The organism is Sporosarcina cyprini (assembly GCF_022048975.1).
In the GTDB taxonomy this organism is placed as follows: domain Bacteria; phylum Bacillota; class Bacilli; order Bacillales_A; family Planococcaceae; genus Sporosarcina; species Sporosarcina cyprini.
In genome coordinates this window covers 13386-27473 of the sequence record NZ_JAKMHX010000022.1, presented here as the reverse complement: position 1 = coordinate 27473, position 14088 = coordinate 13386, and the positions used below count along the sequence as shown (strand labels likewise).

Genomic DNA, 14088 nt, shown 5'->3' with positions numbered 1-14088 from the left:
TATGATGAGACGAGTGAAAGCTGTCATTTCCTACGACGGAACGAATTTTGCAGGTTATCAGTATCAGCCGAAGATGCGCACGGTGCAGTCGGAAATCGATAAGGGGCTTCGCAAGCTCCATAAAGACCAGTCGATCTTCTCTGTAGCGAGCGGAAGGACCGATGCAGGCGTGCATGCCCTGGGACAGGTCATCCATTTCGACACACCGCTCGATCTATCGCTGGAACGGTGGAAAATGGCGTTGAATGTGTACTTCCCAAAAGATGTCCGGGCGGAGTCTGTGGAATTCGTCGATGACGATTTTCATGCCCGCTATTCGGCCACTGGAAAAACGTATATGTTCAAATGGACAAAAAGTGAAGTGCAAAGCCCGTTTGAGCGGAATTATTCTGTTCATTTGGGCAAATGGAATCCAGACATCGGGCGAATGCGCGAAGCAGCGAACTATTTTATGGGGACTCATGACTTTACTAGTTTCTGCTCTTCAAAAACGGCAACTGCAAGTAAAGTGCGGACGATACGCATGCTCACCATTGAGGAGCAGGGCGAGGAATTGATCATGACAATCGAAGGCGACGGATTTTTATACAATATGGTGAGGACCATTGCAGGCATGCTGCTAGCCGTCGGAATCGGCTGGAACGAGCCGGCGGACATTCAGGCGATCTTAGAGGCGAAAGACCGTAAAAGGGCAGGGAAAACCGCGCCAGCTCACGGTTTGTACCTTGTTAATGTCACATATGACGGCTGAGCCAACTTTTCCTGGTGTTTTCACAAAAACGCTTGACTTAAAGTGGTAAACATTATAAGATGATAAATGGTATTTCAATAACCCCACAATAAGCCCCGGAAAGTTTATTTGTGTTTAGGGATAGAGAAAACGGAACAATTTTGACATTCATTAGGAGGAACAATACATGCGTACAACATTCATGGCTAAAGGTCACGAAGTAGAGCGTAAATGGCTCGTTGTCGACGCTGAAGGCCAGACGCTTGGACGTCTTGCATCTGAAGTTGCAGCGATCTTACGCGGTAAACATAAACCGACGTTCACACCAAACGTTGACACTGGTGATCACGTAATCATCATCAACGCGGACAAGATTCACCTTACTGGAAACAAACTACACGACAAAATTTACTATCGCCACTCGAACCACCCAGGCGGTATCAAGTCTCGTACAGCGCTTGAAATGCGTACTAACTACCCAACTAAAATGTTGGAACTAGCGATTAAAGGGATGCTTCCAAAAGGTCCTCTAGGTCGTCAAACTATCAAGAAACTTCACGTGTATGCTGGAGCGGAACATCCACATACGGCACAAAAACCAGAAGCTTACGAGCTTCGTGGATAATTAAGAGGAGGAACCACCTTTGGCACAAGTACAATATATCGGCACTGGCCGTCGTAAAAGTTCAGTAGCTCGTGTACGTCTCGTTCCTGGCGAAGGAAAAATCGTCGTCAACAACCGTGACGTAGAAGACTACGTACCATTTGAAACACTTCGCGAAGTGATCAAACAACCACTAGTAGCAACACAAACACTTGGAAGCTATGACATCCACGTAAACGTCCACGGCGGCGGTTACACAGGTCAAGCTGGCGCTATCCGCCACGGCGTAGCTCGCGCTCTACTTAACGTAGATCCTGACTTCCGCCCGGCTCTTAAAGCTGCTGGATTGCTTACACGTGACGCACGTATGAAAGAACGTAAAAAATACGGTCTTAAATCTGCTCGTCGCGCACCACAGTTCTCGAAGCGTTAATCAACGTATACAGCCTCTTCCCGATTTTTCGGGGAGGGGTTTTTCAATTTCTCCTATTCTTCATACTATCCCCATCCTCCTGTTGTGATTGATTGCAGTCCAAAAAACAGATTTGATTTTCTAGCTTCAACTTGCGATACTTGGAGATATAACAATTTTGTAAATAGAAACACGATTATAGAAAGAGGGGGAATTGCCATGAAGATGGACCGGCTGCGCCTCTCGTTTGAAGAACTTGCGAAGTTCACGGACAAAGGAGAAGGCATTAATCGATTGGCCTATACGAAAATGGAACGCGACGCTCGGCTCTATATGATCGAGCAGCTGAAGCTTGCGGGTCTGACGGTGCGGACCGATTATGCGGGGAATGTCATTGCGCGCCGGGAAGGGGCTGCCCCTGACTTGCCGGTTGTGGCAACGGGCTCGCATATTGACTCGGTGTATGCTGCTGGAGAATTCGATGGAACGGCGGGCGTTCTTGTCGCTCTTGAAATTATGCGTTCCCTAGCGGATGAGGGCATTGCTACTTTGCACCCGCTCGAAGTGATCATCTTTGCATGTGAAGAATCCGCTCGCTTTGGTGCATCGACTTTAGGAAGCAAAGCGATGACGGGGCGGCTGGATCCTGCGTATACCAGGTCTTTGACAGATAAAAACGGAGTCACGCTGATGCATGCATTTGAAGAGAACGGTCTTGATTTGGAAGAGGTTCATTTGGCAAAGCGTTTTCGTGATGAATTCAAGGCATTCGTTGAGCTGCATGTGGAACAGGGGCCAGTTCTTGAAAAGCAAGACGTCTCGATTGGGATTGTCTCCGCTATTGCGGCACCTATTCGTTTTCACGTGCATGTCGAGGGGACGGCGGATCATTCCGGCACAACGCCGATGGATTATCGGCATGACGCCCTTCTAGGTGGAGCGGAAATTGCACTTGCCGTGGAGCGGGCAGCAATCGAGGAGCTTGCGCATGGCACAGTCGGTACGGTCGGTGTCTTTTCCATCCAGCCTGGCGCCATGAATGTTGTGCCGGGCCTCGCGGAATTGGATGTCGACATCCGAGGAACGAGCCTCGAATCCCGCCAGCGGGTCGTGGAGGCACTTGAAAAAGCGATAGACGATGTGAAGAAAGCTCGTTGCCTGAATATCTGGATGGAGGAAATCTCAAGCGAGACGCCTGTTCAAATGGACAACGCGCTAGTGAAGGATTTGGAATCAGTTTGCGAGGCACAAGGAATCGCTTGGATGAAGATGCCGAGCGGCGCTGGCCATGATGCAATGAATATGGCCTCTCTCTGTCCGACAGGCATGATTTTCGTTCCGTCCAAGGATGGACTTAGCCATAATCCAGCCGAATTTACTTCCATGGAGCAGCTGATGGAAGGCGCGCAAGTCTTGCGGGCTTTCCTGTTAAAGCAGGCACAGACCGTGGATTGATAAAATGAGCGCAGCCGGGAATTAACCTGGCTGCGCTCATTCGTCATTTTACTTCGCAAACGGATCTTTATGATCGTATTGATTGTTATGGATGACATCGCTCCGCAAGTAATCGATAATATCATCGACTATTTCAATTCCGTTCTTCATGGCCTCTTGCTCTTTCAGCAAGGCGTCTTGTCCCGGATACAGCACTTGATTAAACCCTGGAGCAGGCTTCACCTCGTTCAATTCCTTCATCATGCCGGAGATGCTTTCGCGGAACAATTCCGTGCTTGTGAAAGCGCCGGGATCAATGACGATATGCAGCTGGCCCAACTCACGGCCTGCAGTCAGGTCGTGGTACATGGAGGACACATGCTTGCCAAATGGCAGACCAAGCAGAACGCCTGATAAGATGTCGATCATCATCATGAGACCATACCCTTTTGGCCCGGCAATTGGCAGAAGGGCGTTCACTTTAAATGGGTCTGTCGTTGGAATTCCATCCTTGTCGACTGCCCACGTATCTGGAATAGATTCTTGCTTTGAACGGGCATGCAGGATTTTCCCCCAAGCCTGGATGCTTGTCGCCATGTCAATAATGATTTTATCGCCATCTTTGCCCGGTGCTCCGAAAGCGATCGGGTTTGTACCGAAATACGGTTCGGCACCGCCAAACGGAACGACCATAGGGTCCGATTGGCACATGGAAATGCCGATCATACCAGCTTCAGCAGCCTGCTCGACGAAATAAGACAGGGCGCCGCTGTGGCCCATTCGGCGTATGCCAACGATGGCTGTACCGTTTTCGCGAGCCATTTGAATGGCGTGTTCCATTGCTTCTTTCGCCGCCACATGCCCGGCTCCGTTATCGGCATCCAGCACGGCCGTTCCCGTTCCGGTCTTTGTGAATTTGAAATCCGGTTCAATCGTCGTTCCACCTTTTGCAATACGCTCCGCATAATACTCGACCCGCATCGCACCGTGTGAATGAATCCCCCGGGCATCTGCATGTGCCAGTACATCGGCAACCGTTTCTGCATGCGCTGGCTGCAGACCGGCCTTCGTCAATTTCCGTGCTATTAACATTTTCAGCTCGTCAAAGCTCACTCTCATTTCAAGCACTCCCCTTTGTTAGGATTCTTCGATTTTAAAACGCTCTTTCAGGAATCGTATCGTCTGTTCCACTGCATATATCGCGTCCGGATCCTCCATGTTCGCATCAAAATTATGCTGTCCTTGCCGGATTGTCAGCAGTTCATTGCAGACTCCCAGGGCGTCCAGCTTCGCTTTCATTCCGACTGATTCCGAATAAGGAACATCTTTGTCTGCATCTCCATGAATTAGCAAGGTGGCCGGATATGCAGCGTCTGCAAGCTCGAAAGGAGCAAATTTTTTCAAGGCCTCTTCGTCCTTGGCAAGATCTTTACCTGCCACCCAATCAAGCCATGAGCCCGTCTGACGGCAATACAAGTAAATGGCGTATCTTGTTTGAATGGGAGCCGAAGAAATCGGCGAGGGTTGTACTAGCTGGTTTGCAAGCACTTCAGGAACCGTAGGCATTGCTGTAAAGTGAGGACTCGGTTCCTTATACCAGTCTCCGGTCACTTGTCCATAGCCGTAGAAAGACACAATGGCATCCGGCTTCACCTCAAAAGTGCCGGACAGCAAAGCTAAATAACCGCCAGCGGAACTGCCGACTACAGCCACGCGGTTCGGATCAAAGTCGAACATAGAAGAGGCCTCGGTTTTTAACCATGCGATCAAACTTTCGATATCTTCCCGAATGCCGGTCAGCTTAGTTTCCGGTGCCAGGCGGTAATCGACAGAAAACACGTGGAATCCCGCTTCGGTGTACCGTTTTATTTGTTCTTTATGTAAATCGTCCTTCGTGCCCCACACTAGTCCGCCTCCGTGGATAAAAACAAGCAAAGGCGCCTGTTTCACAGGTGAGCGATGGAGCACACCCTCAATGGAACACTCTCCGACTTGCCGATAGACAAATGTTTCTGCCATGATCATTTCGTCTCCTCTGTACTCTTGAACTTCTTTAGATTATCGTTAGGTTCAAAATCTATTTCATTTCAACATTTTTCTTCTAAATACTATACTACCGTTCGCTAAGAAAACAGCTTTTGATCAGAATTTTTACGTTTTTGTAATGTGGGACCCGTGGATTTTATTCGTCTGCAATGGCGCCTCAGTTACAATGATTTTGGCGTAGAAAATCAACAGCTGCATGCGATTATTTCTGAGAATTTTTGGGCATGTGACTTGCTGTGCTGATTTTCAAAAAAATATAGGAGTGATTTTTGTGCTTCATACGATTATTAAGAAGAACTCGTACCAAGACTCCATCAACCTGATGTTACTTACGAATTCCGTGTCGACGATGGAAGGGCTCAACAAGGTGCAAATAATGATGGCGACTCCAGCGAACAAGGATATTTTCAATACGGCTGGATTGCATACACCTGAATTGGAAGCAGCCGAATCAAACGACATGGCAATCGTTGTAGACACAGACGATGCTAGTTTAATTGACAAAGTGCTAGAAAAAGTCGATCAGTATTTGAAAGACCAATCCATCAGCAATAAAAAACAAAGCTTTGAAACAGTGCGTACATGGGACAAAGCAGTGGACGCATTACCAGGTGCGAATGTCGCTATGATTTCAGTGCCGGGTCAATATGCAGCAGACGAGGCGGACAAGGCGCTTGACCGTGGACTTCACGTTTTCTTATTCAGTGACAACGTATCGATTGAGGACGAGCTTTGTCTAAAGCAAAAAGCGCATGACAAAGGATTGCTTGTTATGGGTCCTGACTGTGGTACAGGTATTTTGGATGGCGTGCCGTTTGCATTCGCTAACGTAGTAAACAAAGGACGCATCGGTATCGTAGGTGCTTCCGGAACAGGGATCCAAGAAGTCTCAACGATTATTGACCGTCTCGGCGAAGGTGTCAGCCATGCGATTGGAACAGGCGGACGTGACTTGAAAGATCCAATCGGTGCAATCACGATGATGGATGGCATCCGAGCGCTTGAAAATCACAGCCAAACAGAAATCATCACAATCATTTCGAAGCCGCCTGCAGAGCATGTACGGAATGAAGTAATGGACTTGCTTCAAAGCTTGACCAAACCTGTCGTTGCTGTATTCCTCGGCGAAAAGCCAGAGCAATACGTTGGCAATGTATATCAGGCATACACGCTTGCAGAGACAGCTTACATCGCTGTTGACCTGGCAAAAGGCAATGAAGTGAAACCTGATTATAATGCTGGTGATTTCACAGTGTCCAACACAGATCTTAAAGAAGGCCAACGTACATTAAAGGGCTTGTATTCGGGCGGAACACTCGCTTCGGAAGCAGCGATCTTGATCTCAGACGCTTTGGGACTTGGAACACATATCAAAAACGAAGAAGGTTATGTTCTTAAACATGAAGGCCATGAAGTTGTCGACCTTGGTGATGACAAGTACACACAAGGAAAGCCGCATCCGATGATCGATCCTGAAACACGTTCGAAATTTATTGAAGAGGCAGGTGCTGATGCATCTACAGCTGTCATTCTTCTCGATTTCGTACTTGGCTATGGTTCGCATGATGACATGGCAAGTGCATTGCTTCCTTCCATTCAAAAAGCAGTGGCTACTGCTAAAGAAGATGGACGCACACTGCATGTCGTCGCTACCGTTTGCGGTACGAAAAACGATCCGCAAAGCTACGATGGCCATGTGAAAGCATTGAAAGAAGCAGGCATTATTGTAAAAGAAACGAACAACGAAGCAGTCCGTACAGCACTTAGCATCGTAGGACTTCACGTAGAAGACTACGAGAAGAAGCATGTGGAAGGCGAGAAGTCTGGCAAGGAATTCGATTTGTCCGTTTCCGATGAAATCGCTTCCCTCGTTTCAGACCGTCCGCGTGTCATCAATGTCGGTTTAAAAGGCTTTACGGATGCGCTTGCAGATACAGGCACTCAATTCGTGCAATATGATTGGCGTCCAATTGCCGGCGGTAACGCGCGTATGGCTAAAATCCTTAGCTTGTTGAAGTAATACAGGACGGCAAGATAGTGAATGAAGGTCTGGCCGAAGATGGACTGGGCCTTCGCCATATCGGGATAGAACGGCTTTAAATATAACGAATGAGGTGGAACGAGTATGAAATACAATTCAATGGATGAAGCAAACAAGGCAGTCATCGACAAAATTACCGGCTCAGCGCCATTCTTAGTAGATGTTGTTCCGGCTAAAGAAAAAGTAAAAGAACTTAATGATGGTAAAGTATTGCTCCATGCAGGCCCTCCAATTAAGTGGGAAGACATGACAGGCCCAATGCAAGGCTCTTGCATTGGTGCATCGATCTATGAAGGATGGGCAGCTACTCCAGAAGAAGCGGAAAAACAGCTTGCTTCCGGCGAAGTGAAATTCATCCCTTGCCACCATGTGAACGCGGTAGGTCCTATGGGCGGAATTACTTCTGCCAACATGCCTGTTTTTGTTGTAGAAAACCGCACGGATGGCAATGAAGCGTACTGCATTATGAACGAAGGAATCGGGAAAGTGCTTCGTTTCGGTGCAAACTCTCAAGAAGTTATTGACCGTTTGAAATGGATGCAAAACGTACTTGGCCCGACAATCTCGAAAGCGCTTAAGCTGACAGAAGACGGCTTGAACTTGAACGTTATGATTGCAAAAGCGATCACAATGGGTGACGAGTTCCACCAACGTAATATTGCGGCATCGTTGATCTTCTTGAAGGAAATCAGCCCGTACATCGTACAAGTAGAAATGGATGATAAAGACCGCAAAGATGTCATTCAGTTCCTTGCGGATACTGACCAGTTCTTCCTGAACATTGCCATGGCAACTAGCAAGGCAGTCATGGATGCGGCGCGCACGATTGAACACGGTACAGTTGTTACAGCAATGTGCCGTAATGGTAAAGACTTCGGAATCCGTATTAGCGGAATGGGTGACGAGTGGTTCACAGCACCGGTTAACACGCCACAAGGCCTGTTCTTCACAGGTTACTCACAAGAAGATGCCAACCCGGATATCGGAGACAGCGCCATTACAGAAACATTCGGCGTCGGCGGTATGGCGATGATCGCTGCACCAGGCGTTACTCGCTTTGTCGGTGCAGGCGGTTTTGACGATGCACTTGCGACAAGTAACGAAATGGCTGAGATCTGTGTATCTCAAAACAGCAATTTCACAATTCCTACGTGGGATTTCCAAGGCGCTTGTCTCGGAATTGATGCACGTAAAGTAGTGGAGACAGGCATTGAGCCAGTCATTAATACAGGGATTGCCCATAAAAAAGCTGGAATGGGACAAGTAGGAGCAGGTACGGTCCGTGCACCGAAAGAATGCTTTGAAAAAGCATTGGAAGCGTACGCGATCAAACTCGGCTTGATCTAATGAACAGCGGGGCAGGAAACAAAACAGTTGCAGCAGCAAAGGAATACGAGCAGCGTATTCCTCTGCTGCTTTCTGAGCACCCGGAAGGCTCTGTGCACAGTGTCTTTCAAAATGGCGTGAATATCCGGATGGGCGGCAGGTTGTTTTTCATCGGAACGAAGAAGAATGGCGAGCTTCCTTTCGGTATCCACCTATCGGGTGAGGATGTTCACTCTTTTGTAAAAGCCATTGAACAGGAAAGCCTGGTGAAATGGCAAGCGGATTCACAGGAGCTTGTCTTTGAAGCGGCGTCACTTGCCGTTTCGCTTGCTGAAGCCGACCCGTTTCATTGGGAGTTGTCCTGTCGTGAGCTTGAGGCAGAAAATGTGACGAATAACTTAGTCATGCTTCTATCCATCTTGGTGGAAAAACCGATGAAAACGGGATTGGACATTGAGATTGAAGAGTTTGTAGCGGACTATCTGGAAGGAAATAGGCCTGCTAGCGAAACAGGCCGGCAACTGAAAGAGCTCGTTGCGGTACTCCTTTCATCGGATCAAAAGAAATTGGAACAAAGCTTGCGGTTCTTTTTGGGCCGAGGCCAGGGGCTCACTCCATCAGGTGATGATCATCTCGTTGGGATCTTGGCCATCCATACAGCTGTTGGCTTGATCTCTTCAGAAGCACTTCAAACGCTTCGCCGTTTAGTGGCGGAAGAAAATCTGACTACGGATGTTGGCCTAGAATATTTGCTGTATGCACTGGATGGCAGATTCAGCTCGACGGTAGTGAAGGCAGTATCCGCGTTAACAGAGAAGACCGATATTTATACATTGGAACCAGTGATTGAAGATTTACTGGATATGGGGCATAGTTCCGGAATCGACACGGTTTTTGGAATGTTGCTTGGTTTATTGATAAAGAGGAGGAAATTAGAATGGCTGAAAAGGTAGTAATCGCACTCGGAGGAAATGCAATTCTCCAACCTAAACAGGAAGCGACGTATGAAAATCAATATGAAAACGTGCGGATCAGCACAGAAATCATTTCGAAGATTGTAAAGAACGGACACACGGTCATTGTCACTCACGGGAATGGACCGCAAGTCGGGAATATTCTTCGTCAAAACGAAGAAGCGAAGGATTTCGTTCCACCGCTTCCATTGGATGTTTGCAGCGCGGAGTCGCAAGGTTTTATCGGCTATATGATGGAACAATCATTGAAAAATGAATTGAATAAGTTGAAGCTAGACCGCGAAGTTGTCAGCATGCTGACACAGACAGAAGTGGACCCGGAAGATCCGGCATTTATTGATCCGTCCAAGCCGATCGGTGTCTTCTATTCAGAGGAAGAAGCGAAACAATTGGCTAAAGAAAAAGGCTGGGTCGTGAAAGAAGATGCAGGACGCGGCTGGAGACGAGTGGTTGCTTCACCTGAACCGAAATCCATTTTAAGCTCACAAACTATTAAAATGCTGACAGACAACCAAGTCATCGTCATCGCTTCTGGAGGCGGCGGCATTCCAGTTGCACGTAAAGAAGATGGAAGCCTGACTGGCATTGAAGCCGTTATTGACAAAGACCGCAGTGCATTCCGTCTTGCAGAAGAATCAGAAGCGGATGTCCTCATGATTTTGACAGACGTAGATAATGTCTACGTGAACTACGGCAAGCCGGATCAAAAAGCGCTTGGCTGCATTACGTTAGAAGAAGCAAAGAAATATGCAGATGAAGGACAGTTCTCTGCAGGAAGCATGGGTCCTAAAATGGAAGCGGCGATGAAATTTGCTGAACGTGGCGGCCGTGCAATTATCTGTTCTCTTGGACAAGCAGATTTAGCTGTTGAAGGCAAAGCAGGCACTCAAATTACAAAATAATATTATTATATATTACTATAAAGAGGTTACCTCGTAGATTGTAGTTCACAAAGAGAGGAGGGACTGAATGAAGAAAATACCATCCCGCTCGTTTCGAAAGGAATTGAGCTATTCGTTTTTAGCGATTGGGCTGACGACTATTATTTCACTTGGGATTTTTCAATTCTTTCAGCTCTCCTCTTTAATTAAAGATAATCAAGACAGCCAGACGAAAGTGACCGAGTTTCTAGATGATAATATAGAAAGCTACATGGAACAGCATGGCAGTGTCATTGAGACCATGTCTTCCATTATTGCACCTTTAATGGAGTCGGACGATATGCAAAAAATCGAAGAGGTGCTGGGGGATGTCAAAGCCCACTATCCTGGATTCGTCAATTTGTATGTCGGGGATAAACATGGAGAGTCGCTCGTCTTCTATCCGCCAGTCTATACAGATGGTGCAACGCGCGAACATATTGATTTTAGTGATCGATCGTATTACAAAGAGTTGCTGAAAACAAAGCGGCAAGTTGTATCTCCGGTCTTCCATGGCAGAGGGGGGACCGATACACTGCTTGTAGCTATTGTATCGCCTATCTTTAACAGCAACGGTCAAATGCAAGGCTACATATTAGGGGCAATCGACTTACATGCATTAGAAAAGTATGTTTCGACCCGGATTTCCGGCGACGCGAATTATGCTGTTTTGCTGGATCAAGATAATAATGTCATTATCCATCCGGATATTGACACCAAAACGAAGATGGTCAACCTGACGGATTCTAAAATTGTTCAGACGATCAATCAAACCAATGGCGGTTCCGTCAAAAGTATGACGATACAAGAAGAAGACCGGGAAAAGGAATTCATCACTTATACGAAAACGCCAAATCTCGGTTGGACGCTTTGGATTGCGAACCCGTCTACGCTAATTTTAAAACCATTGAAAGATGCGGCTATTACGATATTATGGTTCATTCCCTTAACGGCACTGTTGGTCGTTCTGGCTAGTCTTTACCTAAGCGCAAGGCTTGAAAGAACGATTCGCAATTTGCTCGATACGATCAAACGGTATTCAGCGAGCTACAAATCCAATCAGCCTGTACAAATTGCAGAACAGATCGACGGGCCCCAGGAAATGACGGACCTGCTCACTCATTTCAATGAAATGCTATTCGAAATCGAGGAAAACCGTGCTGAATTGATGGAGCTGAACACAAAGCTTGAAGCACGCGTGCAAGAGCGAACTGCTAATTTAGAAACGCGGAATGCCGAGCTGCTGGCTGTCAACAAGCTGATTACACCAGTGTCTTCTGAGGTGGATTTGCCTCACTTTATTCAATTATGCCTGCAAAAAATGGAGCCGACTGTTCCGTTTTCAGTACATATCTGGTTCCGTGAGCTGGCTGTGACACGTGAGCATATCTACAAAAACATCAGCTTGCAGAAGTATATGGAACAGCATGTTCAAGGTACAAATCAACGGATCGAACCCATCATTCTAAGTGAATTGCCGAATGGCTATTTAATCATTGATTTATTGGAAGGACAGACAATCGAGTCGAAAGAACAGTCTTTCCTACAAACTTTTTCAAGGTCGCTTGCCATTATGATGCAAAACAAATTGCTTTTTGAGCGCTATCGCAATAAACACGCAGAGCTCGATGCCGTTCTGGAAAGTATGTCGGAAGGAATTATGCTACTGAATAATAATTACCAAGTCGATTACGTCAATGAATCTTTCTTGAATGTAATTGATGGCGATGGATTAAATGTGGAGCTTAAACGGTTGCCGGATGTCTTAAAGCGACTTAGCAAAATATTCGATATTACCGAAGAAGAGTTAATTTCCTACTTTAATGGCGATGTAAATGAATTGAAGCTGGAGCACAAGACGAAAACCGGGGATACCGACTTCTACATGCTCCATAAGTTTTCTGTTGTTTCCGATGATGAGAAGATTGGTGAGGGTCTGCTTATTCGTGATATCACAAAAGAAGAGGAAATTGATACGTTGAAAAACAACCTCATTTCCTTGACATCGCATGAGTTCAAGACGCCGATCACCAATATTCGGGGAAGCGTCGAGACGCTGCTCCGCGATAACGTCGAATGGGAGCCTGATTTCCAGCGTGAACTGCTTGAAGGGGTCCATGAAGACATTGAGCGTATTCAGCAGCTGGTTGACGATTGGATGGATATCTCAAAAATCGAATCTGGCTCCATGTATATCGAGCGCAATATGATTCGAGCGGACCATGTGATTGAAAAATCGATTGAATTGATTCCGTTTGTATTAAAAGAAAATGCAAAAATCGAGTTTCATAACAAAGCGGAAGATTACCTGTTCTTCTATGCTGATAAAACACGCGTGCAGCAAGTGCTGGTCAATTTGTTTACGAACGCGCTCCGCTATAATGATCATCCGAAAAAGCAGATAGACGTGACGCTTGAAAAGAAGGGCAATTGGCTGACGATTGCTGTATCGGATAATGGTATTGGGATTTCCAAGGAACATCTGCAGAAGATTTTCAATCGCTTCTATCAGGTGGATGTGACCGCCACACGGCGCTCCGGCGGAACGGGTCTCGGGCTGTCGATCTGCGAAGGAATTATGGAAGCCCATGAGGGGAAAATCAAAGCGGACAGCACGCCTGGAAAAGGCAGTACGTTTACACTTTACTTTCCATTAAGAGAGGGTGGTAAGGGATGAAACAAAAAATATGTGTCGTAGATGACGAAGCGAAGATTCTACGTTTCATCTCAGCAAATTTACGTTCGGTTGGATATGACGTTGAGACGGCATCTTCTGGAGAAGAGCTGCTTGAAAACTATGATCTGATTTCGCCAGATTTAATCTTGCTCGATATTATGATGCCGGGCAAGGATGGATTTTATGTGTTAAAAGAACTCCGGAAGTTCTCACATACGCCCATTATCATGCTGACAGCGCGAAGCAATCCGAAAGATAAAGTAAATGGCTTGAATCTCGGAGCAGATGATTATTTGACGAAGCCTTTCTCGTTAGATGAGCTGTTCGCACGTGTAAATGCCGTCTTGCGCAGAAGCCAGCCGGCTCTCACGGAAGGGACTGTAAACGCCTCTTCGATGATTGAGACAGGCTCCATTCAAGTTGATGTAGGCAGCAAGCGGGTGTGGATTGACGGAGAAGAATTGAAATTCACACAAACCGAGTTTCTGCTATTGGAGATTCTGGCGCTCAATTTGGACAAGGTTGTTCAGCACGAAACACTGCTGTCGGAAGTATGGGGACCGCAATATCGCGATGATGTGGAATATTTGCGTGTCGGCATAGCACGGATCCGGCGCAAAATTAAAGAACGATTGAAGGAACCGGAAGAGTATATCATTACGTATCCGGGTCTTGGTTATATGTTGAAAAGTGTAGCAGCTATTCACAACAATTAATTAGCGTCCGGCAAAGCCTTTTAGAGGACTGCATGTGAAATTGTTTTTGATCGGCCTGAATCGGATAAACAGGCGGAAGCCGCTGGTCGATTTGAACTTGGCAGGAATTACTTAGAAATTTAATGTTTTAGCAATGTCGCATTACGTGTTTTTATTCGTCTGCAATGCTCTCTGCCGTATGATAACAGTGCAAGGTAAATGATCATTT

12 protein-coding genes are annotated in these 14088 nt (G+C 46.7%); 10 read left to right on the top strand and 2 right to left on the bottom strand.

Annotated elements, in window-relative coordinates; genetic code table 11:
* Nucleotides 1-4 precede the first annotated feature (4 nt).
* The 4 genes from truA to L7D49_RS07745 all read left to right on the top strand — a co-directional run bounded on the left by truA (nucleotide 5) and on the right by L7D49_RS07745 (nucleotide 3201).
* Nucleotides 5-751 (top strand): tRNA pseudouridine(38-40) synthase TruA, encoded by a 747-nt coding sequence (truA, locus tag L7D49_RS07760; protein WP_238080278.1) that lies wholly within the window; start codon nucleotides 5-7, stop codon nucleotides 749-751.
* A gap of 166 nt (nucleotides 752-917) precedes the next feature.
* Nucleotides 918-1355 (top strand): 50S ribosomal protein L13, encoded by a 438-nt coding sequence (rplM, locus tag L7D49_RS07755; protein ID WP_238080277.1) that lies wholly within the window; start codon nucleotides 918-920, stop codon nucleotides 1353-1355.
* Between the two features lie 19 nt (nucleotides 1356-1374).
* On the top strand, nucleotides 1375-1767 hold the full coding sequence (gene rpsI / locus L7D49_RS07750) for a 30S ribosomal protein S9 (protein WP_238080276.1): 393 nt from the start codon (nucleotides 1375-1377) through the stop codon (nucleotides 1765-1767).
* A 198-nt stretch (nucleotides 1768-1965) separates the two neighbouring features.
* Complete coding sequence (locus L7D49_RS07745) at nucleotides 1966-3201, top strand: Zn-dependent hydrolase (protein ID WP_238080275.1); 1236 nt, start codon at nucleotides 1966-1968, stop codon at nucleotides 3199-3201.
* 48 nt (nucleotides 3202-3249) lie between these two features.
* Here the strand turns inward: L7D49_RS07745 and allD are convergent, their stop codons facing one another.
* Together allD and L7D49_RS07735 are read right to left on the bottom strand one after the other, a co-directional pair.
* Nucleotides 3250-4299: an ureidoglycolate dehydrogenase gene (allD, locus tag L7D49_RS07740; protein WP_238080274.1), complete on the bottom strand. Its 1050-nt coding sequence runs from the start codon at nucleotides 4297-4299 to the stop codon at nucleotides 3250-3252.
* An 18-nt stretch (nucleotides 4300-4317) separates the two neighbouring features.
* Nucleotides 4318-5199, bottom strand: coding sequence for an alpha/beta hydrolase (locus L7D49_RS07735; protein WP_238080273.1), 882 nt, complete (start codon nucleotides 5197-5199; stop codon nucleotides 4318-4320).
* Between the two features lie 298 nt (nucleotides 5200-5497).
* Here L7D49_RS07735 and fdrA point away from each other — a divergent pair, with 298 nt between their 5' ends.
* The 6 genes from fdrA (at nucleotide 5498) to L7D49_RS07705 (ending at nucleotide 13880) form a co-directional block, all read left to right on the top strand.
* Entirely contained in the window at nucleotides 5498-7246 is a 1749-nt protein-coding gene (gene fdrA / locus L7D49_RS07730; RefSeq protein WP_238080272.1) for an acyl-CoA synthetase FdrA, read from the top strand.
* Nucleotides 7247-7351: 105 nt separating this feature from the next.
* Entirely contained in the window at nucleotides 7352-8614 is a 1263-nt protein-coding gene (locus L7D49_RS07725; protein WP_238080271.1) for a YlbE family protein, read from the top strand.
* Nucleotides 8614-9546, top strand: a complete 933-nt coding sequence (locus tag L7D49_RS07720; RefSeq protein WP_238080270.1) for an oxamate carbamoyltransferase subunit AllH family protein — start codon at nucleotides 8614-8616, stop codon at nucleotides 9544-9546. The genes L7D49_RS07725 and L7D49_RS07720 overlap by 1 nt, the downstream gene beginning before the upstream one ends.
* A complete protein-coding gene (arcC, locus tag L7D49_RS07715; RefSeq protein ID WP_238080269.1) occupies nucleotides 9531-10469 on the top strand; it encodes a carbamate kinase in 939 nt (312 codons plus the stop codon). The genes L7D49_RS07720 and arcC overlap by 16 nt, the downstream gene beginning before the upstream one ends.
* 67 nt (nucleotides 10470-10536) lie before the next feature.
* Nucleotides 10537-13164 (top strand): ATP-binding protein, encoded by a 2628-nt coding sequence (locus L7D49_RS07710; RefSeq protein WP_238080268.1) that lies wholly within the window; start codon nucleotides 10537-10539, stop codon nucleotides 13162-13164.
* Nucleotides 13161-13880 (top strand): response regulator transcription factor, encoded by a 720-nt coding sequence (locus tag L7D49_RS07705; RefSeq protein WP_238080267.1) that lies wholly within the window; start codon nucleotides 13161-13163, stop codon nucleotides 13878-13880. The genes L7D49_RS07710 and L7D49_RS07705 overlap by 4 nt, the downstream gene beginning before the upstream one ends.
* Nucleotides 13881-14088: the final 208 nt, after the last annotated feature.

Coding starts and splice junctions, on each gene's coding strand:
- truA (WP_238080278.1), top strand. CDS start 5: ATGAGACGAGTGAAAGCTGTCATTTCCTACGACGGAACGAATTTTGCA.
- rplM (WP_238080277.1), top strand. CDS start 918: ATGCGTACAACATTCATGGCTAAAGGTCACGAAGTAGAGCGTAAATGG.
- L7D49_RS07745 (WP_238080275.1), top strand. CDS start 1,966: ATGAAGATGGACCGGCTGCGCCTCTCGTTTGAAGAACTTGCGAAGTTC.
- allD (WP_238080274.1), bottom strand. CDS start 4,299: ATGAGAGTGAGCTTTGACGAGCTGAAAATGTTAATAGCACGGAAATTG.
- L7D49_RS07735 (WP_238080273.1), bottom strand. CDS start 5,199: ATGGCAGAAACATTTGTCTATCGGCAAGTCGGAGAGTGTTCCATTGAG.
- L7D49_RS07725 (WP_238080271.1), top strand. CDS start 7,352: ATGAAATACAATTCAATGGATGAAGCAAACAAGGCAGTCATCGACAAA.
- L7D49_RS07720 (WP_238080270.1), top strand. CDS start 8,614: ATGAACAGCGGGGCAGGAAACAAAACAGTTGCAGCAGCAAAGGAATAC.
- arcC (WP_238080269.1), top strand. CDS start 9,531: ATGGCTGAAAAGGTAGTAATCGCACTCGGAGGAAATGCAATTCTCCAA.
- L7D49_RS07710 (WP_238080268.1), top strand. CDS start 10,537: ATGAAGAAAATACCATCCCGCTCGTTTCGAAAGGAATTGAGCTATTCG.
- L7D49_RS07705 (WP_238080267.1), top strand. CDS start 13,161: ATGAAACAAAAAATATGTGTCGTAGATGACGAAGCGAAGATTCTACGT.